This window comes from Acinetobacter sp. P1332 (genome assembly GCF_044057475.1).
GTDB classification, from domain to species: domain Bacteria; phylum Pseudomonadota; class Gammaproteobacteria; order Pseudomonadales; family Moraxellaceae; genus Acinetobacter; species Acinetobacter johnsonii.
In genome coordinates this window covers 2,260,987-2,284,994 of record NZ_CP171157.1, presented here as the reverse complement: position 1 = coordinate 2,284,994, position 24,008 = coordinate 2,260,987, and the positions used below count along the sequence as shown (strand labels likewise).

The 24,008-nt window shown below is 42.7% G+C and carries 19 protein-coding genes and 3 tRNA genes; 12 read left to right on the top strand and 10 right to left on the bottom strand.

Annotated elements, in window-relative coordinates; translation table 11 throughout:
* Positions 1 to 33: 33 nt before the first annotated feature.
* Both ACFN7Z_RS11230 and ACFN7Z_RS11225 read left to right on the top strand, forming a co-directional pair.
* The gene (locus ACFN7Z_RS11230; RefSeq protein ID WP_010326349.1) at positions 34 to 852 is read left to right on the top strand and encodes a peptidoglycan DD-metalloendopeptidase family protein; all 819 of its coding nucleotides are present in this window, start codon (positions 34 to 36) and stop codon (positions 850 to 852) included.
* 95 nt (positions 853 to 947) lie between these two features.
* On the top strand, positions 948 to 1,877 hold the full coding sequence (locus ACFN7Z_RS11225; RefSeq protein ID WP_010326350.1) for a LysR family transcriptional regulator: 930 nt from the start codon (positions 948 to 950) through the stop codon (positions 1,875 to 1,877).
* A 208-nt stretch (positions 1,878 to 2,085) separates the two neighbouring features.
* Here ACFN7Z_RS11225 and rsmI read toward each other — a convergent pair whose 3' ends face one another.
* Entirely contained in the window at positions 2,086 to 2,931 is an 846-nt protein-coding gene (rsmI, locus tag ACFN7Z_RS11220) for a 16S rRNA (cytidine(1402)-2'-O)-methyltransferase (protein ID WP_010326351.1), read from the bottom strand.
* 331 nt (positions 2,932 to 3,262) lie between these two features.
* Between rsmI and ACFN7Z_RS11215 the strand changes: the two genes are divergently transcribed.
* The 3 genes from ACFN7Z_RS11215 to ACFN7Z_RS11205 are packed head-to-tail and all read left to right on the top strand — an operon-like array spanning position 3,263 to position 5,288.
* Positions 3,263 to 3,670 (top strand): YraN family protein, encoded by a 408-nt coding sequence (locus ACFN7Z_RS11215; RefSeq protein ID WP_005399780.1) that lies wholly within the window; start codon positions 3,263 to 3,265, stop codon positions 3,668 to 3,670.
* A 60-nt stretch (positions 3,671 to 3,730) separates the two neighbouring features.
* Positions 3,731 to 4,414, top strand: coding sequence for a BON domain-containing protein (locus ACFN7Z_RS11210; protein WP_010326352.1), 684 nt, complete (start codon positions 3,731 to 3,733; stop codon positions 4,412 to 4,414).
* On the top strand, positions 4,404 to 5,288 hold the full coding sequence (locus ACFN7Z_RS11205) for an alpha/beta hydrolase (RefSeq protein ID WP_010326353.1): 885 nt from the start codon (positions 4,404 to 4,406) through the stop codon (positions 5,286 to 5,288). Before ACFN7Z_RS11210 ends, ACFN7Z_RS11205 begins: the two co-directional genes overlap by 11 nt.
* Positions 5,289 to 5,330: 42 nt before the next feature.
* Here ACFN7Z_RS11205 and nudC read toward each other — a convergent pair whose 3' ends face one another.
* The 3 genes from nudC to dnaQ form a co-directional block, all read right to left on the bottom strand.
* Positions 5,331 to 6,107 (bottom strand): NAD(+) diphosphatase, encoded by a 777-nt coding sequence (nudC, locus tag ACFN7Z_RS11200; RefSeq protein ID WP_010326354.1) that lies wholly within the window; start codon positions 6,105 to 6,107, stop codon positions 5,331 to 5,333.
* Entirely contained in the window at positions 6,107 to 7,750 is a 1,644-nt protein-coding gene (locus ACFN7Z_RS11195) for a hypothetical protein (RefSeq protein ID WP_010326355.1), read from the bottom strand. The genes nudC and ACFN7Z_RS11195 overlap by 1 nt, the downstream gene beginning before the upstream one ends.
* 126 nt (positions 7,751 to 7,876) lie before the next feature.
* The gene (gene dnaQ, locus ACFN7Z_RS11190) at positions 7,877 to 9,301 is read right to left on the bottom strand and encodes a DNA polymerase III subunit epsilon (protein WP_010326356.1); all 1,425 of its coding nucleotides are present in this window, start codon (positions 9,299 to 9,301) and stop codon (positions 7,877 to 7,879) included.
* 209 nt (positions 9,302 to 9,510) lie between these two features.
* On the opposite strand from dnaQ, the gene ACFN7Z_RS11185 reads away from it, so the two are divergent.
* From ACFN7Z_RS11185 to ACFN7Z_RS11160, 6 genes are all read left to right on the top strand, one after another.
* Positions 9,511 to 12,780, top strand: a complete 3,270-nt coding sequence (locus tag ACFN7Z_RS11185; RefSeq protein WP_010326357.1) for a LysM peptidoglycan-binding domain-containing protein — start codon at positions 9,511 to 9,513, stop codon at positions 12,778 to 12,780.
* 35 nt (positions 12,781 to 12,815) lie between these two features.
* On the top strand, positions 12,816 to 14,657 hold the full coding sequence (locus tag ACFN7Z_RS11180) for an extracellular solute-binding protein (protein ID WP_010326358.1): 1,842 nt from the start codon (positions 12,816 to 12,818) through the stop codon (positions 14,655 to 14,657).
* Between the two features lie 21 nt (positions 14,658 to 14,678).
* The gene (yejB, locus tag ACFN7Z_RS11175) at positions 14,679 to 15,740 is read left to right on the top strand and encodes a microcin C ABC transporter permease YejB (protein ID WP_058952083.1); all 1,062 of its coding nucleotides are present in this window, start codon (positions 14,679 to 14,681) and stop codon (positions 15,738 to 15,740) included.
* Positions 15,740 to 16,753: an ABC transporter permease gene (locus ACFN7Z_RS11170; protein ID WP_010326360.1), complete on the top strand. Its 1,014-nt coding sequence runs from the start codon at positions 15,740 to 15,742 to the stop codon at positions 16,751 to 16,753. The genes yejB and ACFN7Z_RS11170 overlap by 1 nt, the downstream gene beginning before the upstream one ends.
* Positions 16,728 to 18,317, top strand: a complete 1,590-nt coding sequence (locus tag ACFN7Z_RS11165) for an ABC transporter ATP-binding protein (RefSeq protein WP_010326361.1) — start codon at positions 16,728 to 16,730, stop codon at positions 18,315 to 18,317. The genes ACFN7Z_RS11170 and ACFN7Z_RS11165 overlap by 26 nt, the downstream gene beginning before the upstream one ends.
* Positions 18,318 to 18,435: 118 nt before the next feature.
* Positions 18,436 to 19,680: an NADH:flavin oxidoreductase/NADH oxidase family protein gene (locus tag ACFN7Z_RS11160; RefSeq protein WP_010326362.1), complete on the top strand. Its 1,245-nt coding sequence runs from the start codon at positions 18,436 to 18,438 to the stop codon at positions 19,678 to 19,680.
* 8 nt (positions 19,681 to 19,688) lie between these two features.
* On the opposite strand, the gene ACFN7Z_RS11155 is transcribed toward ACFN7Z_RS11160, so the two are convergent.
* Positions 19,689 to 20,354, bottom strand: a complete 666-nt coding sequence (locus tag ACFN7Z_RS11155; protein WP_010326363.1) for a glutathione binding-like protein — start codon at positions 20,352 to 20,354, stop codon at positions 19,689 to 19,691.
* Between the two features lie 61 nt (positions 20,355 to 20,415).
* Between ACFN7Z_RS11155 and ACFN7Z_RS11150 the strand changes: the two genes are divergently transcribed.
* The gene (locus ACFN7Z_RS11150; RefSeq protein WP_010326364.1) at positions 20,416 to 21,024 is read left to right on the top strand and encodes a YiiX family permuted papain-like enzyme; all 609 of its coding nucleotides are present in this window, start codon (positions 20,416 to 20,418) and stop codon (positions 21,022 to 21,024) included.
* 77 nt (positions 21,025 to 21,101) lie between these two features.
* Here ACFN7Z_RS11150 and ACFN7Z_RS11145 read toward each other — a convergent pair.
* The 5 genes from ACFN7Z_RS11145 to ACFN7Z_RS11125 all read right to left on the bottom strand — a co-directional run bounded on the left by ACFN7Z_RS11145 (position 21,102) and on the right by ACFN7Z_RS11125 (position 23,931).
* Positions 21,102 to 21,177: transfer RNA gene (locus ACFN7Z_RS11145), tRNA-Glu, on the bottom strand.
* 47 nt (positions 21,178 to 21,224) lie between these two features.
* Positions 21,225 to 21,300: transfer RNA gene (locus ACFN7Z_RS11140), tRNA-Glu, on the bottom strand.
* A 24-nt stretch (positions 21,301 to 21,324) separates the two neighbouring features.
* Positions 21,325 to 21,400 (bottom strand) — tRNA-Glu (locus ACFN7Z_RS11135).
* Positions 21,401 to 21,532: 132 nt separating this feature from the next.
* On the bottom strand, positions 21,533 to 22,438 hold the full coding sequence (locus ACFN7Z_RS11130; RefSeq protein WP_058952526.1) for an alpha/beta hydrolase: 906 nt from the start codon (positions 22,436 to 22,438) through the stop codon (positions 21,533 to 21,535).
* A gap of 80 nt (positions 22,439 to 22,518) precedes the next feature.
* Complete coding sequence (locus tag ACFN7Z_RS11125) at positions 22,519 to 23,931, bottom strand: amino acid permease (RefSeq protein ID WP_058952081.1); 1,413 nt, start codon at positions 23,929 to 23,931, stop codon at positions 22,519 to 22,521.
* Between the last annotated feature and the right edge of the window lie 77 nt (positions 23,932 to 24,008).

The following is a 24,008-nucleotide window of genomic DNA, read 5'->3' as shown; positions in this document are numbered from 1 at the left end:
ATTATTTTTTTGTATTTTTAGAGAGTAAGATAAATGTCTGTGTTGTCTCAAATTCGTTTCATTGCAATTCCTACAGCACTACTGAAAACTGTCGTGTTATCCACAGCTGTAGTTTCAACTGTTATTTTGAGTGGTTGTGCTTCTAAACCACAGGTTAACAATGCAACACGTTTTGCGAAAGCACCAGACTATTATACAGTTCGTTCAGGCGACACGCTGAGCGGTATTGCAACTCGTTATGGGCTGAGTTATACCTCTGTTGCAGACATGAATGATATTGCTGCGCCGTATCGTATTTATGTGGGGCAGTCATTACGTTTAAAAGGTTCGGGTAGTCCGCGTACAACCACGACGCAACCTATTACACAAACCGCTCCAATTCAACGTCAAAATATTGGTCTCCCGAGTCAAAATACGACCACCACAACTACAACAACTCCTGCTAAAGTACCGACCGCACCTGTTGCGAGCTCGAAAAGTTCAACTTTACGCTGGGTAAAACCAAGTAACGGCGCTGTTTTGCAAGGTTATAATTTAGCAAATAATGTAAAAGGTATTCGCTATGCTGGTAACCAAGGTGATCCAATTTATGCAGCAGCAGATGGCCAAGTGGTGTATGCAGCAGACGGATTGAAAGAATATGGGAACTTAATTTTGGTTAAGCATATTGATGGTTATATCACAGCATATGCACACAACAGTGCAATGAATGTGAAGAGCGGTCAAAATGTGACGGCAGGACAGAAAATTGCTGAAATGGGATCCACAGGTGCAACGCGCACCATGTTAGAGTTCCAAGTACGCTTAGATGGCAAGCCAATCAATCCGACTATAGTTTTACCATTAAATTAAAAAATCTGGATGCAACGCAAAAAATTCACCGTATAATACAATGAGTTGTTTTTATCAAATAGATGAAAACTTCTCATGAATCCAGAGAGAATTTTATGTTAGATCAACTACGGGCAATGGGTGTTTTTGCTTGTGTTGTTGAAAAGAGTTCATTTAGTGGGGCCGCGCGTGAGTTAGGCATCACTACAAGTGCTGTGAGTCAGCAAATTCGTTCTTTAGAGCAAGAGATGGAAGTTGTTCTTTTACATCGCTCAACAAGAAAGTTGAATTTAACTGAAGCAGGCCAAGCTTTTTTCCACAGCTGTCAAGAAATGCTCGCCGCTGCTGAACGTGGCAAAATACGTATCAATGAATTGCGCGATGATCTTGTGGGTGAGCTGCGAATAGCCACTACGCCAGAGTTAGGTGCCAATCATGTGATTCCTGCTTTGTCGCATTGGATGTCTGCACATCGCGGATTATCTATTCATATTGAAGCAGATAATCATTATGTGGATTTGATGAATGGGCGAATTGATATTGCCCTAAGAATGAGCCCAACAGTTGACGATCAAAGTGTACATGTCGTGCCACTGGCGCGTGTGGAACAGATTTTGGTTGCTTCACCGAGCTATTTGAATCAGTCTGCACCAATTTCACGACCTGAAGATTTGAAAAATCATGATCTTATTCCGATCACGATTATGAAAAATAATCATGATTTTGATTTTAAAAATGTGGTGACAGGTGACGCGGTTAAACTTGAGATGAAATCAAGAGTAGCCAGTAATAATATTTTAGTGACAAAGACTTTATGCCAACATGGGCATGGGGTTGCACGTATTTTATATTTGGATGTGCAAAAAGAATTGGTTAACGGTTCTTTAGTGGAAGTTCTTCCAGAGTGGAAGCTCCCTAACTTTACGCTATATGCCATCATTTCAAAGCATGAGCAACAGCCGATGAAGATCCATCGTTGTTTGGATGCATTGAAACAATACTTTTGCCAACTACCCGGCGGTCGTATTTACCAAGAAGCAAGCTAATTCGATAGAGATTATAACTGACGATCAGTCAACCCATACACATGCTTATAAATTTTAAATAATATAACTACATAATTTGAGTTAAGCGGTTCACATGGAACCGCTTAACATGGAGAGCAGCAGAGAAAGGCCAAAGCACTTACGTCTGTTGCTCTTTATTTTTTTCATTCACAATAAAAACAGTACTTTTATTCTAAGCTATTGAAGCCTATTCAGCCTGATCTTGCGTTAGTTCTAAAGCGCGTTGGTATGCAATTTTCTTTTTAATACCTGTCAAATCAGCCGCTAACTGTGATGCAGCTTTCACTGACAAATCTTGTAAGAGACGCGTTAAAAGCTGGTCGAGTTTTTCTTGTGCCATATCTTTTTCAGTGGTCGCGCCACCAACAACCAATACAATCTCACCTTTTTGTTGATGATGATCGTTTGCAATAAATTCAACCAACTCACCTAATGTCATCTTCTTGATGGTTTCAAAGGTTTTGGTAATTTCACGGGCAAAACCGACAGGGCGGTCAGCACCAAAGACTTTAGCCATGTCACTGACACTGTCTAAAATACGATGTGGTGCTTCATAAAAAATAAGGGTTTGCGTTTCGTCTTTGAGCTTTTCCAAACTTGCCAGTCGTTGGGTTTGTTTAGAAGACAAAAAACCTTCAAAGCTGAAACGATCACTTGGTAAGCCCACTGAGCTTAAAGCTGCAATGGCAGCACATGCGCCCGGTACAGGGATTACGCGGATATTATGCTCTTGTGCCGCACGAACCAATTTAAAACCTGGATCACTGATAAGAGGCGTTCCTGCATCACTGATAAGCGCCATATCTTCACCTTTCAACAAACGCTGAATAAGGGTGTCAATTTTGTTGCTTTCGTTATGATCGTGGCATGCGGTGAGAGGTGTTTGAATATTAAAGTGTTTCAGTAATTGTGTTGAAGTTCGTGTATCCTCAGCAGCAATGATTTTGACTGATTTTAGTACATCAATTGCGCGGTAAGTCATGTCATCTAAGTGCCCAATAGGGGTTGCGACTACAAATAACTGGGCACTCATGGGTTTTCTCCGCGCTGCAAAATAATAAAATAATAGGTTGGCTTGAGTGCTTTGATGCATTCAACCGATACCACGATAAGCATTCTACCTGAATTGTCCGTCGTGGCGTGAGTTAGAATATTGTCGGCGATGGATTTGCAGGAGTCGGGAAGACATTCGATTGAAATCTAAACGCCAAAAAGGCTTTAAAACGTAGAATGAAATGAATTGTTTGGTTCGAGAGACTCACAGCAGTGGTTTTAAACATCAAGACGTGAGATTTTTGATCGATATTTAGTTTTTCGAAATGTGATGATTAAAAAAATAAAAACGAAGTAGGGAAGATAAAGAGATGAAACTGGGACAATGGGCAGAGCAACAAGCTTTGACTGTGCTAGAAGAACAGGGTTATGTTCATGTGCAGTCCAATTATCACTCGCGCTTTGGTGAAATTGATCTGATTGTACAAAAAGGGCAGGAATTGGTTTTTGTTGAGGTCAAAGCACGCTCAAAAACGCGTTTTGCGCAGGCTATTGAAACAATTTCCTATTCAAAACAACGCAAAATAGCAAAAACGGCCATGTTATTTTTACAAGATCATCCACATTTCCAGCAATATTATTGCCGCTTTGATGTGATTTGTTTTGATTTTTTTAAAGAAATTGCAAAAACCATACAGCAAGATTTTTCAAAATTCACTTATGATCAGCAATGGATAGAAAATGCTTTTACTTTTGATCAAGACTTTATTAATCTTTGAACAAAATCAAAGCTGAAATGCTGAATTAAAATAGTTTGAAAAGTTGAGGAGTCTTGCTGAGTGTTCAATCGTATTGCAATGACCGTATTATGCGTCGCAAGTTTATCTGGATGTGCAAGTTTCATTTCGGGTGGGACAGGAACAGCCGCTGTAGGAACAGAAAGCGGTGCACGTTCATTAGGGCAGGTCTTTATTGACTCTTCAATTGAGCGTACTGCAAAAATTAACTTATATAAATTGGACAGTCGTTTTAAACAGTCACGTGTCAATATCGAAAGTTTTCATGGCAATGTCTTATTAACAGGACAAGTACCCGATCAACACTTACGTCAATTGGCTGAAGACAATGTACGTGCGATGTCGGATGTCAAAACCGTGCATAACTACATTACAGTTGGAAACCAAATTAGTTATAGCACCATCATGCAAGACACCTCAGTTACAGCAAATACACGTGGCTTGATCATGAAAGCTGCTGTTGTTTCAGATGCGAAAGTGCGTATTCACACCGAAGATGGCGTGTTATATGTGATGGGACGTTTAAATGGTGCTGAAATTACCGATTTAAACCAAGTGTTACAGCAAGTGGGGAATGTGACTAAAATTATCACATTGGTGGATAATATAGAGCAACAGACGCAAACGACCAGTGCATTTGCATCACCAATGATTAATTCAACACCGACAGAGCAAACGCCTGTTGCGATAGACCCAGACCAAGTTGAGCCAAATAATGTTCAATAAGCTTCAGCCTTTTGTTCAAAGACTGAATCGTTCGGTAGAGTATGCAAGATTACTCTATCGTGACTTTCGTATTTATGATGTCGGTAGTTATGCCTTAAACCGTTTAACACCGCGTAAGGGTTATTCGGTCCAAGAAAATGTGGCCTATGGGCTACGCGCGCGACATCGTTTAGATTTGTTTCGTACACAAACACCGCGTGAACACCGACCTCTGATCGTATTTGTGCATGGCGGCGCATGGATGCATGGCGATAAAAAAGATTATCGTTTTATTGGAGAAGCCTTTGCAAAAGAAGGCTTTGATGTGGCTGTAATTAACTACCACTTGGCGCCTGAGCATATTTTTCCTGCCTCTATTGATGATCTCAGCTTGGCTTTAAATTATCTCAATGTACATCAGCTTAAATATCAAATTTCAACGGAAAAAGTGGTGTTGATGGGGCATTCTGCGGGCGCGTTTAATGTGATGTCTGCGCTCTATCATCCGAAGCCATATGAAATACAATGCCGCAGTCAAATTACTGCTATTATTGGTTTGGCAGGCCCTTATCATTTTGACTATAAAGGTGATCCAATTTGTGCGGATGCTTTTGATCAGAACAGACCTTATCAAGAAGTGATGCCATATTATTTCGTCGAGTCGAATAGGGTTAAACATTATCTGTTGGTTGCTGAGAATGATGATGTTGTTGGGTTAAGCAATGCTGTTGATTTGGATCGTAGATTGAAAGAAAAAGGCAACTACAGTCAACTTTGGACGGTGCCACGCATTGGTCATATTTCAATGATTGGTTCGGTATCGAGTTTGTTTAGTCGTTACTTCACGACCAAGCAAAAAATTATGCAGGCGCTCGAGGATGCGCTTAAGCACTAATTAGGTTTTAAAGTGTATTTGTTGTAGCGATGGTGAGTGAGCTTACAGCCACTCACGTGTATCATCTGCGACCGTTGTGCCTTCTGTCGCATGCATGATCATGGCATGTGCAATACTGCCTTTGAACGGAATTTCAGGCAATTGATCAAACTTAAAGAACTGGGCATCGCTGATTTCTTCTTCTTGTAAGCAAAGCTCACCCGATGCGTATTCTGCTTTAAACGCAATCATTAAGTTACTTGGAAAAGGCCAAGGCTGACTCGCCAAGTATTGAATATTTTTAACTTGAATGCCGACTTCTTCCAAGGTTTCGCGGCGTACCGCTTCTTCTAAGGTTTCACCGACTTCAACAAAGCCTGCAATCAACCCATACATATTGCTACGGGTATTACGCGCATTTTTTGCCAACAGAATTTCATCTTCACCTCGTGTAATGACGGTGATAACACAGGGTTGTACTCGTGGATACTGATGATAACCGCAGGCAGGGCAGATCATGGCATATTCGCTGGCATGCGCTTCTGTGGCGTGGCCGCAATGACTACAAAATTTATGATTGCGACGCCATTCTAACAGTTGAATAGCTCGGCTGGCCTGTTCGAATTGTTTGGTGCTCCAGAGTGGAAGCAACTGGCGAATTGGGATGAGTTCTAAGCCATCAGGAATCGGCTCATTGTCTAGCAGGTCTCGGGCAATCACTTGATCATCCGAGTGAAAACTTAAATCACTTGCTAGCTTTTCTACACGAGGCAATTGAAAGTTATGGTCCACCAACAATTGTTGTTGGTGGAAAATATAAGCAAGTGAAAGTTCTGACATTAGGCAACAGTCTTTAGTTTTTGGCTACTGTTCAATGCTACATCAAACATACTGTGTAATACAGGCTGTTTGTTTTTTAAGTTATCAATCAGCATATCTGCACTTGCGAGAGCATCAAGTACATGATTCACCTGAGCGGCAGTGAGCGCAGTTTCAGCCGTGATTTGTTGTTGCACAAAATCTGCTGAAAGATTCAGAGCAGTTTGACCATTTTCAGCGCCTAAGAACAGCATTGCGCCAGCAACTTCACGTAGTTGTGCAGGAGTATTCTCAAGAGCAGTTAAATCTTGTTCTTGCTGATATTGCGCCAACGCTTGACTACTTAAGTCAATAGACGTTTTAGTCTCAGTCAATAAAGCAGCATGGGCTTCATCTAAACGGTCTAGTGAAATATTCATGTTGTTCACACGAAGCTGTAGGCGGCTTGAAGTATGGTGACGTTCTAACACGCCAATCGAGTTCATTGCCGACAAGATCACGTTCATCAACTGCTGCGCAAAACCTTCATCTTTCAGCATATCTGCTTGACTAAGTGATGCTGCTTGACGGTTTAAGTCATTATGCGCTTCATTTAAGTTCAATACTTTGAAAATGTTCGCCAAATCGACCAGTTTTGCTTGGAGCTCTTGGGTCTTTTCAGGGGTCATGTTTTGGTAGTTGTACTCAATGTCATTGCGGATTTGCGACATTTCGGTGGTTACCAAATCACTAATGGTATGCATCGTGTCGAAATCTGGGCCATACAGATGACGACTGAAAACTTGCAGCTGCGTATCTGTGAGTAGGTCGTCGCCAATATTGAGTTTGCCACGGATGTGTTGAGACACTTCGTCTTCTTGGCTGATACATAAGCTGAGAATGTTGGCAAGATCGGTGAGGCTGGCTTTGAAACGTTCAGGCGCAGTAAAGAACTGTGCAATGTTACGTTCGATGCTAATCAGAGTGCGTAAACGTGGTTCATTAATGAGCAATTGTTCAATTTGATTGAGTGCAACATAGACCAAGTTCCAATATTGTTTACTCGGCGTTTGTTCTGCTAGACCCGCTAAATAAGTGCCCACCAATTTCATTGCTTGTAAATCAAGTTCGCTTTCTTCTTGTTTCAACATTTGACTTAAAGACAGCTTGTACAGGCGGTGAACATATTGAGATTTTTCAAGACTTGGTGCTTGAGGGAGGCTGAAATCTGGGGTGATACAGTCTAGTAAGGACTCGATGTGCTGACCTTCTTGCGTTAAAGGCTTTGCTAATGCAATTTCAAGACGGTTTAAGGTGTCGAGTAAAAACTGTGGAATTTTCACTTCTCTTAAACAAATGAATTCAATATAGCGCTTCAGCATGGTCGTGCCTTCGCTGAGTGCAATCACATCTTGCGTATTAATCTGTGCAGGATTCCCCATGATCTTGCGCATAAGCTCTGCGGAATATTCAGCAATTTTGGCTAAGCTCGACATATCAATCAATGCAAGCACTTGAGCACATTGCTCAAATTGGTTTAATGCATCGTCAATTCCAAAAGGTAAAGTCTGATCTTCCGCTAAGGTGCTCACAGCTGATTCAACCAGCTTAATGGAGTTATCCACTTCATTTTTTATTATCAGCAGCGCCGTTGGATCAAAATGAATAGAGGTTTGGTAAGACATTGATCTGCACCTATCCTAGTGTTTTATCGTGTTTATATGCGGCCCAAAGAAGGCATAGCAACTTGTTTATCACTATAGCCTAACTGAAAAATCTTGTAATACAAAAGTTAACAAAAACTTTAGAATTTATTTGGCAAAAAGGCAGGGTGTGCCATGTTTTTCTTGGTATTGTTTGACCCAAGTCTCATGTGCTTCAAGTTCTTCGGCTGAAGGGTGAATTACCGCCAGTTCAATATCCAGTGTTTGACGCTGACTTTGCCCATTTTGTTGTTCACTATGTGACAGGGCATCCATATCAAAGGAAACCTGACCACCTGTCATAGCCAAGTAAACGTCGGCTAGAATTTCAGCATCCAGTAAGGCCCCGTGGAAGGTACGGTCACGCTGTGGAATTTCGTAACGGCGAACTAAGGCATCGAGTGAGTTTTTTTGCCCCGGATGCTTAGATTTTGCCATCGCGAGGGTATCTGTCACTGCACAAACTTCAGAAAGTGCAACAAATCCTGCACGCTTGAACTCCATGTCTAAGAAGTTCATATCGAAGCTTGCATTATGCGCAATGATTTCCGCACCTTTGAGATAGGCAAATAAAGTGTCAGCAATCTCTTGATACAGCGGTTTATCTTTTAAAAAGTCATCAGAGATCCCGTGGACATTTTCAGAATCGCCCACAGGTTTTTTCGGGTTGATGTAGATATGAATAGAGCTGCCTGTGAGCTTCCGGTTCACCATTTCAATCGCACCAACTTCAATAATGCGATCGCCATCTTGATAATAAAAACCGGTGGTCTCTGTATCGAGGATGAGCTGTCGAGGTCCAAAGACCTCAACCTTACGTGGAGTAATCACAATTTGTGGATGTTGTTTGAGTTGTGTTAAATCCACACTTGCCACAACTTCAGGCGTTTGTTCAATAGAACACTGAGTTGTTGTAGCAAGTTCTGGTTCAGCGACTAAACTTGGCTCTTGTTCTGTAACGTGTATTTCACTTTCGGCTAAATCTTCGCTGTCATCGGCTTCTTCGTCATCGAAACCTAAACCAAAAGGGTCGTTTAACAACCAGTCTGGTTCAACTTTTTTTTTATCTACAGACGGTTCTGTTGTCGCTGTTTTAGACTGACGAAGTTGAGCCTGTGTTTGATCGGCACCAAGGTTTGCCAATTGATCTGCCATTTCGTTACCTTCATGACCTGCATGGCCTTTAACCCAGTGCCAGTCGATATCACGGCCTTGGCAGGCTGCATCGAGTTTTTTCCACAAATCTGGGTTTTTAACATCTTTCCAGTTTTTCTTTTTCCAACCCGTAATCCACTCGGTAATGCCGCGTTTGACATAGGTTGAATCTGTCCAGACAACCAACTTTGCATCGGTTGGGCAAAAAAGAATGCCTTCAATGGCCGCGGTGAGTTCCATACGGTTATTGGTGGTGTTGTCTTCACCGCCACACAGTTTATGTTCTTCAGTTTCTGTAATAATGTAGGCGCCCCATCCCCCAAGACCAGGGTTTCCACGACAAGCACCATCGACATACAGGGTAATTGTTTGTGACATACACAACTTCCGTAAACTGAAAATTAAAACTAAGCGGGCACCATTGTATAACGCAAATGCACTAGAGAAGTGTATAAGATGCAGCTTTTTTAATTTCTTGTAACATTTATACTGATTTCAAGTTAAATTAACGCCTTGTGTCTGCGGCGTGCTTTACTACAATGGCAGATCTAAAAAATAAATTTTATACGAGTTGTTTGGATTTTCTTATGTATAAGTCAGCTGCCATTTTTGGCCAACCGATGTTACCGACATTATTTAAAATTACAGTACTCGGTTCAGCTCTCGCGACACTTGGACTGGCTGGTTGCTCCTCGACGCAAAGTGCAACGCAAACATCTAAATCCAAACAAGTCGGATCAAACTACTTAGACGCAAATAGTCTAGATTCTTTAGAAGATTTACTTTCTGCAACCGACATGCGTGCGGTGGAAGGGGATCGCCTGTTGGTGTTAAAGCACGGTGACGTTTGGAAGCGTATGACCGTGGGCTTTAAAATGAACAGCGATCATTGGAATCCGCGTATTGATGCACAGCGCGGGTGGTTCATTTCACGTCAACCGTATTTGGATCGTTTAAGTGCACGTGCTTCACGTTATTTGTATCACACCGTTAAAGAAGCCGAGCGTCGCGGATTACCAACAGAGCTGGCTCTTCTGCCTGTGATTGAAAGTTCGTACGATCCTGCTGCAACCAGTAGTGCTGCGGCTGCCGGCTTATGGCAGTTTATTCCAAGTACGGGACGTATTTATGGCTTAAAACAAAGTAGCCAATATGACGGACGCCGTGATGTGGTGGAGTCAACACGGGCTGCGTATGAGTTCTTGGGCAGTTTATATAACCAGTTCGGTTCGTGGGAACTTGCCCTAGCAGCTTATAATGCAGGTCCGGGCCGTATTCAACAAGCGATTAACCGTAATAAAGCCGCAGGTTTGCCGACGGACTATTGGTCATTAAAACTGCCTGAAGAAACCATGAACTATGTGCCACGTTTCTTGGCGGTTGCGCAGATCATTAAAAATCCAAATGCCTATAACATCAATTTACCGCCGATTGCCAATCGTCCGCACTTTAGAGAAGTCACTGTGGGCGCGGTGAGTCTAAATGAAGTTGCGTCGATTACCGGTTTAAGTCGTGCCGAGCTGTATCAGTTAAATCCGGGACACCGTGGTGAATGGATTGATGGTGCAAGTCCAATGCGGATTTTAATTCCTGCGGATTTGAGCCCTTCAGTGGATGTACGTTTGAAAAAATTACAGGGTGGTTCAGGCGGCTTGTGGGCATCTGCAAATACCAAACTGCCTGAAAATAACCAAACGATTCAACCAAGCAAAATTGAATCACCGAGGTTAAATACCAAAGCGATCACACCGTCGAAAACTACACCACCTGTTTTAGCGACGACAACCACAAAAACCACAACAGGAAAGCCTACCACTTCATCTGTGGTTACGTCGTCAAGCGGTGCAGCTATCTCTACGCCGCCTCGTGGTTCAACGCCTAAGGGTTCTAATGCACTGGCTGCTTTTGCTGCCAATAGCGATATTCCAAGTGCGCCGCGTATTCCAGTTGCGGTGACGCCAGCGACCCCAGTGAAACCAGTTTCCGTTGAACCACTAATTTCAGTAGCAGAACGTGAGCAGTTAACCGCGGCAATTCAAGCTGAAGGTCAAAGCAAAACTGTCGATGAAGTTCTGAAACCAGTTGCGACGAAAGCAGAGCAAGCTGAAGTGGTAGCTGAAATTCAAGCTTTGGCCCCTCAAGGCACAGAAATTGTGGATCCTTTAGATGGTAAAATTAAGCTCACCGCAATTCAAACCAGTCAGTCTGTGGCAGAGCTGCAAGGTAAAGAGTTAACCAAAGGTTTTGCTTATCCAAAATCTGTGGCTGACAATACTCGTTTAGATTCAGATGAAGTGAAGCGTAATCAAGGCAAAAATTTTGTTAAGACTGACTCTGAAATTGTAATTGTTCCGCCAAAAGGTAAACGTTCAACTTATACCGTACAACCGGGTGATACTTTGGCGCTGATTGCTGCCAAAAATGGGGTGAACTGGCGTGATGTGGCGAAGTGGAACCAAATGGATGCCAATGCCACACTTTATGTCGGTACATCGATTTATTTATATGATGCAAAGCCACAAGCTGAAAAAGTAGAAGTACGTTCTACCGTGAAAGCTGAGACTAAACCTGAGAGTTATACTGTTCGTGCCAATGATACCTTAACCGGTATCGCGGATGAGTTCGGTTTAAGCTTAAAACAGTTGGCTGATTATAACGGTTTAAGCGTAACGAGTGGTGTACGTGTGGGGCAAAAGCTTTCTTTAAAAGAAACAGCTCAATCCCGTACTAAATCCAACGATGAAAAAACTAGCAGCCCAACCAAAGTGGCAACCCAGTCGTATACGGTGAAACGTGGCGAATATCTGAAACTGATTGCAGACCGCTATGCGCTGTCAAATCAAGAATTGGCAGATTTAACACCAGGTTTAAATGCGGGCAGCAACCTGTTGGTGGGACAAAAAATTAATGTGCCACTCAATGATGTCAAAAGCTTAACGACAAGTAGTGCCAAAGCATTTCCAGTCAAAGCTGAGCCACAGTTCAAAGTTGAAAGTTATAAAGTACAACGTGGTGACACATTATATAGCATTGCATCACAGTCGAAGATGAGCTTGTCGGAGTTGGCTGATCTCAATAATCTGTCAACCAATAGCGGTTTACAAGTGGGTCAAAGTATTAAGATCCCTGCGGGTTCAACTGTGCCAGATACTTATACCGTTCAGTCAGGAGATTCGTTAACTGCGATTGCTTCGAAATATAATTTGGGTATGGATTATATTGCTGACCTCAACAACATGAGTCGTACAGCAGGCTTACGTGCAGGTCAAAAACTCAAATTAACCGGTGAAGTGCCTGCTGTTGAAACGCCGAAAACAGTCGAAAAACAAACCACTGCAAGTAATAACTCAACCGATATTCACGTTGTGAAATCGGGTGAAACCCTAAATAGCATTGCACGTAAATATCATTTGCAACTGAACTATTTGGCTGAATTGAACAACCTGAGTCGGACGGCGAATGTTCGTGTCGGTCAGCGTTTGAAAATTGAAGGTGATGTTGATTCAGCTCCAGTCAAAACAGAAACTGTGGCAGCAAAATCACAAGCAACTTCAGGTCGAGCAACTGAAGCTTATAAAGTGAAGTCAGGCGAGTCGTTAAACTCAATTGCAAGCCGTGCTGGGATGTCGGTGTCAGAGCTTGCTAGTTTAAATAACCTGAGTGCACGTGCAGGCTTACAAGTTGGGCAGACCATTCAAATCCCGAAACTGATTACGCAGTACACAGTAAAACGTGGCGATACCTTAATTGGACTGGCAAGTCGTTATGGTATGGACACTTCGCAATTGGCTGAGCTCAATGACATTAAACCGAATACGCAGTTGCGCATTGGCGATGTAATTAAGGTGCCGAACTAATATTGAGTTGAAATGCAATTTCAGAGAAAGCTTCGATGACGGTTAGAACAACACTCTTGCTGTTCAGCCTTGTAACGATTCCTTTAAAGGCATGGTCTGCACTGCAGACCATGCCTTTTATTGCACCTTATGGTACGCCGAAATACAGCCAATTGGATCATCTGCCTTATGCCAATGTGCAGGCACCGAAGGGTGGCGAATTAACACGTGCAGTCATTGGGAGTTTTGATAACTTAAACAGCATGAATGGTCGCGGTACTGCGGTTGAGGGAACCAACTATTTATTTGACTCACTTATGAGTAGTTCTTTGGATGAGCCTGCGGTGATGTATCCGTTGCTGGCAGAAAAGGTCAGCTATGACCCGAAAAATTTTAACGCTATCATTTTTCATTTAAACCCTAACGCACGGTTTAGTGATGGCAGTCTTGTTACCGCAGCCGATGTAAAGTTCAGTTTTGATATCTTTCAAAGCAAATCCAATTTTGGCTTACAGATGTATTTGTCAGATTTAGCCAAGACAGAAGTGTTGTCCAAATACAGCGTCAAAATGCATTTTAAAACCCGGAATAATGTGGAAATGCCTTTGATTGTGGCCAGAATGCCAATTTATTCCAAAAAAGACTGGCAAGGCAAAGATTTTAGTAAAACTTCGATCAAACCGATTTTAGGATCAGGCCCTTATCTCTTAGAGAAAATCAATGCAGGGCAGAGGGTTGTTTATAAACGTAATCCAAAGTATTGGGCCAGAGATTTAAAGGCCAACCAAGGGCGCTATAATTTTAACCGCGTGAGTTATGTGTATTATCGTAGCAAAGATATTGCTTTTACTGCATTTAAGGCGGGTTTATATACCTTGCATGAGGAAGAGTCCGCACGACAATGGGTGACTGCTTATAATTTTCCTGCAGTAAAACAAGGTCTCGTTAAAAAATATCGCTTTAAGCATTTCAATCCGATACCGACGCAAAGTTTTGTGTTTAATACCCGTCGTCAGCCCTTTCAAGATATTTATTTTCGCCAAGCTTTAACTTATGCCTACGACTTTGAGTGGCAAAACAAAGCGATGTTCTATGGGCAATATCAACGCTTGCAAAGTTATTTTTCTAATAGTGAACTAGAGGCGAAGGGTGTGCCTTCGGCTGCTGAAATCAAAATCTTAAAGCCTTATTTGGCGAAATTGCATCCCGTACAGCGAGATGGCGTTTTAAAGAACTGGCGTTATTCAGCTTCAGATGGATCGGGCTATAATCGAAATAATTTGCTTATCGCACGACAGATTTTATTAAAAAACGGCTATAGATATAATGCCAAAGGGCAATTGTTGGATCGGAAAAATAAGCCGATTCAGTTTGAATTTCTGATTCAGCCGAGTGATGCTGTACGTGAAATTACGCCTTTTGTTCGCCATCTAAAGCGCCTAGGAATACAGCTGAACATTCGACAGGTTGATACACCGCAGTACTATGAGCGGATGCGTACTCAAGATTTTGATATGACCCTACAAACGATGCCGCAGTCTTTGACACCGGGTAAAGAACAGGTGCAACTGTGGGGCAGTGCTTCAGCCCATCAGGTGGGAAATTATAATTATTCGGGTATTCAAAATCCGGTGATTGATCAGATGATTCAACAGTTGATTCAAGCGCCTGATCGTAAGCAAGTGGTCGTGCAAACGCGTATTTTAGATCGCTTGTTGCGTGCAGGTTATTATCAAATACCGACCTATGGTAAAGCGGATCAATGGTATGCCTATTGGAACATGTATCAAAAACCAGCACGGAGTCCACAGTTGCATGTCGGTTTGGATTATTGGTGGAGTGATGCCAAACAGGCGAAAAAGGTGAGTCAGTACTTAGGTCAGGCAGCCAAGCCATAAGCTGGCATAGGGGGTTTTGAGATGCGTATGTATATATTCAAAAGGCTGTTGCTGATCGTTCCGACCTTATTTCTGATTTTGCTGATCAATTTTGCTGTGATCCAAATTGCACCTGGTGGGCCTGTTGAGCAAGCCATTCAACAAGCGGAAGCTATGCAAACTTTGGGTAATTTGGGCGGTGCAGGTGGAGGCTCAAATGTCTACCAAGGCGCGCAAGGACTAAGTGATGAAATGCTCGCAAAGATCAAAGCACATTATGGTTTTGATCAGCCCATGCATATACGCTTCTTTGAAATGGTGAAAAATTACGCGCAACTGGACTTCGGCACGAGCTTTTTTAAAGACCAGCCCGTTACAGCATTGATTAAGGATAAATTACCTGTATCGCTGTCCTTGGGGCTGTGGAGTGCTTTGCTGATTTATCTGATTTCGATTCCTTTGGGCATTAAAAAAGCCCGATTCCACGGCACAGTGTTTGATCAGTCTACATCGCTCCTGTTGGCAGTGGCTTATGCGGTTCCTGCGTTTATTTTTGCAATTCTCTTGATTGTCTTTTTTGCAGGCGGATCTTACTTCCAATGGTTCCCCTTACAAGGTTTGGTTTCGGAGAATTTTGCGGACTTGTCACTATGGGGCAAAATTAAAGATTATTTCTGGCATATGGCTTTACCGCTTTTAGCGATGGTGATTGGTGGTTTTGCTACAGTGACTTATCTCACCAAGTATTCGTTTATGGAAGAGCTCAGCAAGCCTTATGTGCTGACGGCACGGTCTAAAGGCCTGACTGAGTCTCAAGTGTTGTATGGTCATGTGTTTCGTAATGCGATATTAATTGTGGTGGCAGGCTTACCTGAAGCTTTAATCGCTTACTTCTTTGTGGGCAATTTATTTATAGAGATCATATTTAATCTGGATGGTTTAGGCCTATTGGGCTTTGAGGCGATTGTGCAACGAGACTATCCTGTGATTTTTGGCACATTGTTCATTTTTACTTTGTTGGGCTTGCTGCTGCGTCTGATTGGCGATGTGTTGTATCAGTTGATTGATCCGCGAATTCATTTTGATTCGCAAGGGAGAGGCTGATGTCACCTATTTTACAGGCAGGTTTCAAGCGATTTAAGCAAAATAAGCTTGGTCTTAGTTGTTGTATTTTATTTCTTTGTATTTTTGTACTGTCTTTAGCTGCAGAATTGATCGCGAATGATAAGCCGCTGTTGGTTAAGTATGATCATGCTTTGTATTTCCCTGTATTGAAACACCATCCTGAAACGACTTTTGGCGGTGTGTTCGAAACTGAAACTGAATATAAAGATCCAGTGGTACAACAGCTGATTCAAGCAAAAGGTTGGGTTGTTTGGCCGTTGATCCAATATTCATATCAAACTCCCAATGTAGATTTGACTGTCCCTGTACCGTCACCACCCACGATGCAAAATTGGCTCGGGACAGATGACCAAGGTCGTGATGTTTTGGCACGAATATTATATGGCTTACGTGTCTCATTGTTGTTCGGTTTTGTTTTGACTTTCAGCTCAGCTGTACTGGGCATTGTGATTGGTGCACTACAAGGTTATTACGGTGGTTGGGTCGATTTAATCGGACAGCGTATTTTAGAAGTGTGGGGTGGGCTACCCATGCTATTCATGGTGATGATTTTAGTCAGCATGTTCAGCCCAAATATCTACTGGTTATTTTTAATCATGCTGTTATTTAGTTGGACGATTTTAGTTCCACTGGTACGTGCTGAGTTTTTAAGGGCCCGCCAGTTGGACTATGTCCGTGCTGCGCGAAGTTTAGGTGTCACCAACCGAGCTATTATTTTTCGGCATATTTTACCTAACGCAATCAGCTCGAGTCTGTCACAACTGCCTTTTATCTTAACAGCCAATATTACAGCGCTAACCGCACTGGATTTCTTGGGCTATGGCCTACCGCCTGATGCGGCATCATTAGGTGAGCTTTTGTTACAAGGCAAGAATAATTTAAATGCACCATGGTTAGCTCTGTCTGGCTTTTTTAGCTTGGCTATTGTGCTTGCGTTGCTGATGTATATCGGGGAGGCTTTGCGCGATGCATTTGACCCTAGACGCCAATAGAACAGCTCCGATACTTGAAGTGAATGCCCTGAGCATTCACAGTTCAGAACGGGTATTAGTCGATCAGCTCAGTTTTGAACTACGTGCTGGGCAGACTTTGGCGCTGGTTGGAGAGAGCGGTTCAGGAAAATCGGTCAGTGCTTTAGCCTTGATGGGTTTATTGCCGAAAGATTTACAAGTGCAAGGCTCACTATTATTAGACAGAAAAAATCTCTTAAAGCTGAGCGATGCGCAACTTAGGCCGATTCGTGGGCAAAAAATCGCGATGGTTTTTCAAGAGCCAATGACCGCTTTAAATTCTTTGCATCGGGTGGAAAAGATCATTGCCGAGACTTTATGGTCACAGGGTTGGTCGAAAGCTCAAGCGCGACAACGAGTAATTACCTTGCTAGAGGATGTGGGTATTCCAAATCCTGAAAGTGTGTTACAGCGTTTTCCTTATGAGTTGTCTGGCGGGCAGCGTCAGCGGGTCATGATTGCCATGGCACTGGTGCAAGAGCCTGATATTTTGATTGCAGATGAACCCACCACAGCACTAGACGTCATGCTGCAAGTTCAAATTTTAGACTTGCTGAAGTCTTTACAACAGCGCCATAACATGGCCATGATTTTGATTAGCCATGACCTCAACTTGGTGAAACACTATGCTGATGATGTCGTGGTCATCCATCAAGGTAAGGTTGTAGAGCAAGGAGAGGTTGCGCAGATTTTTGAGCAGTCGCAGTCTACTTATACTCAAAACCTACTCAATCATTCTTTTGGTCAAGCCATTAACGTACAAGATGCAGCATCTTTGCTCCGCTTAAAACAACTTGAGGTTAAATTTCCGATTAAAAAAGGCTGGTTTAATCGCACGACACAGTATCTTGCTGCGGTTGAAGCTTTGGACTTGAGCTTGGCTCAAGGGCATTCTTTGGGAATTGTTGGGGAAAGTGGTGCAGGCAAAAGTTCTTTGGCACTGGCCGTAGCAAGGCTGATTGAAAGTCGAGGAAAGATCCAGTTTGGAGAACATGATTTAAACCAACTCTCGCAAAAGGCATTGCGTCCGCTACGTCGTGATTTTCAAATCGTGTTTCAAGACCCGTTCGCAAGTTTGAACCCACGCATGAGTGTTGAACAGATCATTGCAGAAGGTTTGACTTTAAAGCCTTTGTCTTTGTTTGAGCGAACACAGCGTATTGAGAATGTCTTAACTCAGGTGGAGTTGCCAGTCGCATTTAAAAGCTATTATCCACATGAGCTATCTGGTGGGCAAAGGCAGCGTGTGGCTTTGGCACGAGCCTTGGTGCTTCAACCTAAACTATTGATTTTAGATGAACCAACTTCGGCCTTAGACCGAAGTACGCAGCGTTCGATTGTGGCGTTATTACGCCGTCTACAACACGAGCAGGGTATCAGCTATTTGTTTATTGGCCATGACTTACAAGTGGTACGTGCACTCTGCCAACAGGTTTTGGTTTTGCGACATGCCAAAGTAGTGGAATTGCAAGCCACTGAACAACTTTTTGAGCAACCGCAGTCTGACTATACGCGTCAATTGATTCAAGCCAGTCAGTATCAGTAAAATCATTTTCTAAATAAAAGATCAGAAATTTTGACAAAATGAATTGTCAAATTCTCTTGACTGTAGCCAAAAAACACATAGAGTAAAAACACTAAAAAATATTAAAGGATGAATTTTCATGAGCCAGCTTGCAAGCGCAATCGACATTGGGCAGGTCCATTTTAAAAATAAGATGATTAAAGGGGCAATGAGTGAAGCACTGGCCAATCATGCTGGCCAGCCGAATCATTTGCACTTAGGCTTGTATGAGGCTTGGGCAAAAGGAGGCCTAGGCTGTGCCATTACAGGTAATGTGATGGTGGACTTCCGAGCTAAAAATGAACCAGGCGTGGTGGTGATTGAAACCGAACGTGACTTAGAACCACTAAAACAATGGGCTGCGATTGGTAAAAAACATGGCATGGTGCAATTGGTGCAGTTGTCACATCCGGGCCGTCAATGTCCTAAGGGTTTAAATAAGGAAACGGTTGCACCTTCAGCAGTACCGTTTAGCCCTGCTTTAGCAATGAGCTTCGGAACGCCGCGAGCGCTTCGTGAAGATGAAATCCTTGATATTATCCAACGTTTTGCAACTTCAGCCGCCATCTGTGAAAAAGCGGGTTTTGAAGGCGTGCAATTACATGGTGCGCATGGTTATCTTATCAGTCAGTTTTTATCGCCGTTGACCAATAAACGCCAAGATCAATGGGGTGGCTCTGCTGAAAACCGCATGCGTTTTTTATTGGAAATTTATAAAGCGGTACGTGCAGCGACCTCGGATCAGTTTATTATTTCTGTCAAACTTAATTCAGCAGATTTTCAGCGTGGCGGGATTAGTGAAGAAGATGTCATTGCGACATTTAAAGCTATTGATGCGGCTGGGATTGATTTGATTGAAATTTCAGGGGGCAGCTATGAAGCACCTGCGATGGCAGGGGTGAAGCAAGAAAAACGTAAAGCGTCGACCATTGCACGTGAGGCTTACTTTTTAGAGTTTGCTGAAAAAATTCGTGAACAAGTCCAGTGTAAGCTGATGGTGACAGGCGGTTTTCGTACTGCTGCGGGTATGAACGCAGCCTTAGCGAGTGGCGCGTGTGATTTTATTGGGATGGCGCGTCCATTTGCGGTAGAACCCGACGTGACCAATCGTTTAATTGCAGGGCAAGATGTACGTTATGCAGTCGATAAGATCAAAACAGGTATTTCGATGATTGATAAAATGGCGATTATGGAAGTGATCTGGTATGCCGCACAATTTAAGGATATCGCAGAAGGTAAACAACCAAATCCGAAACTGTCACCGCTCAAAGTGTTTTTTAATTATTTAAAAGGCAATGTGAAAGCCGTGATTAAGGGGCAAGTCAACTCTAGAAAGTCAGCTTAAGCATAGCCTCACTGTGTGATAGACCAATAGTGTTCAAAATAAGAAGCAGACCATTGCCCACGTGCCATTGCAGCATTAAAGGCAGGTCTGCTTTGTTTTTGGGTGAAATAGTGTTGAATAGACTGATACTGGGCAAACTGCGGAGTGGCATAACTGGCCGCATAGATTGGAAACCACATCAAGATATCCACATAACTAAACACATCGCCTGCAAAGTATGAATGCGTGCTTAAGTGGGTATCAATTTCTTTAAGTTGCCGATGTAGCTCAGGGTTTAAATAAGCACGATTGAACGCGCTTTGAAAGGCCAAACTCACAAAACGTACAAGCAAAGGTGTTTGTTGTTTAATGTGTTGGAAAACTTGTTTCAATGCCAAATTGGGCATGAGACTGGCATCGCTATAATGGCTATAAAAACAGAAGTTCCAATACTGTGTATGCTTATGAGGAATAATCAACTTCTGGCACAGTTGGCATAAGTATTCTACGATTGCGCTGCTTTCCGTAAGTCGTATCGTCTGAGTATAATGTGGAATGTCGAGCGTTGGAAATTTCAGATTCGTTTGTCTAGCTTGTGTTGCATCATACAGCTTGAGTTCATAAGATAGCTCAAGTTCCTCAAGTAGCCAAAGAATACGTTGTGAACGCGAGTTTTGAAGATGATGTAAGATCATAAATATTTTTAGTTTTAAGTGATTGATCGTATCTATAAAAGAAGAATAAAGGAAATCTAGGATGAAAAATAGAAATGTTGCGATTTTAAGTGCTGTTTTACTGTTGGTAAGTCCTCAGCTGCTATGGGCGAATATGTCCTATCAAACGGGCGATATTATTTTTCATGTTTCGAAGTCTCAGCAAAGTTTAGGGATACAAAAAGCGACCAAGTCCCGTTATAGCCATATGGGTTTAATTGTTCATAAAAATGGAAAATCATGGGTTTTAGAGGCGGTTCAGCCTGTGAAATATACTGCACTTCAGCAGTGGATTGATCGCGGGGTTGAACGGCATTATGTGGTGAAGCGCTTTAAAACGAATTTGACTGTTCAGCAAAAGCAGCACTTGATCAAGAACGCAGAACAATACTTAGGCCAGCCTTATGATCTTTATTTTGAGTGGGACAATCGTGCTTTATATTGCTCAGAAATAGTCTGGAAGGCCTATCATGATGCTTTAGGCATTGAGTTGGCGCCGTTATCCAAACTGAAGCAATTTAATTTAAGTTCGCCTGAAGTCAAGCAACTCATGCAACAGCGATATGGGAAAAACATTCCCTTGAATGAAACTGTGATTGCGCCACAGGCTATTTTTGCCTCGACCGCTTTAATTGAAGTTGATCGTAAATAGACAAGCAATAAAAAAGCCCAAGTCATAATGCTTGGGCTTTTTTGTGAGATGACTTTAGAAAGAATCAATCTCGAATATGGCGTCCCTACGGGGATTCGAACCCCGGTTACCGCCGTGAAAGGGCGATGTCCTAGGCCTCTAGACGATAGGGACAGTACAGAAGTGATGTTTTAAAACCAATTACTTTTGATCTTAAGTAATGGCGTCCCTACGGGGATTCGAACCCCGGTTACCGCCGTGAAAGGGCGATGTCCTAGGCCTCTAGACGATAGGGACTTAATAAAACTTTACTTCTGAAATTGGCGTCCCTACGGGGATTCGAACCCCGGTTACCGCCGTGAAAGGGCAATGTCCTAGGCCTCTAGACGATAGGGACGTTTCAGAGGTGGGCGTATATTAGGGCGAAAATAGAGGGGTGTCAAACGCTTTTCTCTAAATAATTCTAGTTTTAAGTGTTGAGTGCATAAATTTAAAACAATCTAGATAAAATGATTAAAAATCATATGATTTAAGCCGATTTTTTAAGCAACTTAAGCAAGTTGTTGATGAACTCGGGATGGCGTAAATAGCCTTCGATCAGATGAGGATGAGCAAGATCGGTGGTGATTTGCTTGTTGATAATGGCGGGAGTAAAAGCAAACGGTTTTTGGTTCAGTGGAAAAGCACTCAGAAAATCAGCATCTGAATAAAAATTGATCCAATCGCCACATAAAGCTGCAGGCCGTTGAATAGGTTGCTGTAAATGGCACTGGATAACGCGAAAAGCAAGTGGTGAACCGAGGGTAATTAGTGCTTGAATCTTAAGTTCAGGGTGTCGAATTAAATAATTATAGGCAATCACGCTGCCTAAAGAGTGGGCAATCACAATATTGGGTTTCGTACCGTGTAAGTGCTCATGCAGACGCGTATGCACGGTGTGGATGAAGTGTGGATTGGATAAATATAGATACGCTTCCATCAAAAAACGATGAATAAAGCTACTATGCAGCTCTGGGAAGTGGTTGATTAAACTAGCTAAGTCGCGTAAGGCCAGATCTTTGCTGAGGAGGCTGATGTATTTAATTTTATTATTGAATGAGAGTTCATCTGAAATGGTGAGCTGGGGGTTTTTAGAAATTTCAGCTTGATGTTCGATATTGGGTGCAGCGGTGTGCGTCAGGTGAATAGGATGTAAAAAAGAAAAAGGAGACCAATGTTGTGGCATGAGGGTGCTGGCATTGAGGGTGTTTTCTAAATGCTGACGTGTTAGAAGATCTCCGTAAAAGGCCAGCCGACTGTGCCGCTGAAGATAGCGAAGGTCATTTGCACGGCCAAGTTCGCTCAGTACCTGTTGTAAGATCATAAGCCAATGTTGAAGCAGGGTACGCGCAGTCTTGTGCTGCTGATTCATCCCATGAATCCATACAATATTCATCAGGCATGCACCGATGATGTACTCGATAAAAACAGTATAAAAAAAAGAGCGACCGAAGTCGCTCTTTTTAACAGTAAGGATTAAGATTTCTTGTGATAAAAGGTGTAATAACTTGCATAACATACTGCAATAAACAGTAAACAACCAAAGAAGCTAATACGCATACTTGGATCAAACACCATACTGACGCAGGTGATAAAACAGAAGATAAAGCCAAGGATTGGCACAATAGGGAACAGGGGTGCTGCAAAACCTAATTCTTCTTTTTTACGTCCTTGTTTATACCATTGGCGACGGAAGTTAAATTGGCTTAAGCAAATACTCATCCAAACGACGACCATGGTAAACGCTGCAATACCTAAAAGGTTTGTAAAAATGGCTTCAGGTGCAAACTGTTCAGACAGTAAACCCGGCATCCCCCCAATCATGGTCACGATGACTGCCACATAAGGGACACCACGTGCATTGATTTTTGAGAAGACTGCTGGCAACTGTTTTTGGTAAGACAACGACCACATCATACGCGAAGCGGCAAATAGTCCCGAGTTCGCAGCAGATAGCAACGCAGTGATAATCACAAAACGAATGATATCTTCAGCATAAGGAATGCCAATGTGTTGGAATACGGTTACAAATGGACTACTACTCACGCCTTCAGCCGCTAAACCTGCCTCTTGATGCGGAAGGAGTGAAGTCACGACCAATATGGTACCCACAAAGAAAATCAATAAGCGGAAAATCGCAGTATTGATGGCTTTGGGTACATTCTTAGCAGGATCTTTGGTTTCACCCGCAGCAACACCAATCAGCTCTGTACCAGAAAATGCAAAGTTCACGATCAACATGGTGGTAAAGATAGGGAACAAGCCTTCTGGGAACCAACCCTGAGCTGTTAAGTTGCTAAATAAAGGCGCAGCTTCATAGCCTCTGTAGCCAATCACGCCAAAAATAGCGAGTAGACCCAATAAAATAAAAATAACAACGGTGATAACTTTGACTAAAGCCAACCAAAACTCAGATTCAGCGAACCATTTGGTCGAAATCATATTTAAACTAAATACAAATGCACCAAAAATTAGAGTCCACATCCACATTGAACTATCTGGAAACCACTCCTGCATGAGCAGTGCGGCAGCTGTAAACTCGGTTCCTAGCGTGACTGACCACGTTAGCCAGTACAGCCATGTGATGGTATAACCTGTACCTGGTCCGATATAGCGTTTGGCATAGGCGCCAAATGAGCCAGACTCAGGCATATGAACAGCAAGTTCCCCTAAACACAGCATGACCATATATGCAATGATCCCGCCGAGGAAATAAGAAATAATGGCACCTACAGGCCCCGTTTGTGCAATGACTTCACCCGATCCTAAAAATAGGCCAGTCCCGATTGCGCCACCAAGCGAAATCATAACCAGATGTCGAGTACTCATAGCGCGTTTTAAAGGCGCAGAATTGCCCTGATGCGAAGCATCATTCGGAGATGAGTGCATAAGCGTTAATAAGTTCAGGAATGAAGCGGGCTATTGTAGTGAAAAACTGCAAATCTGCAATGAAATAATAGTAATTA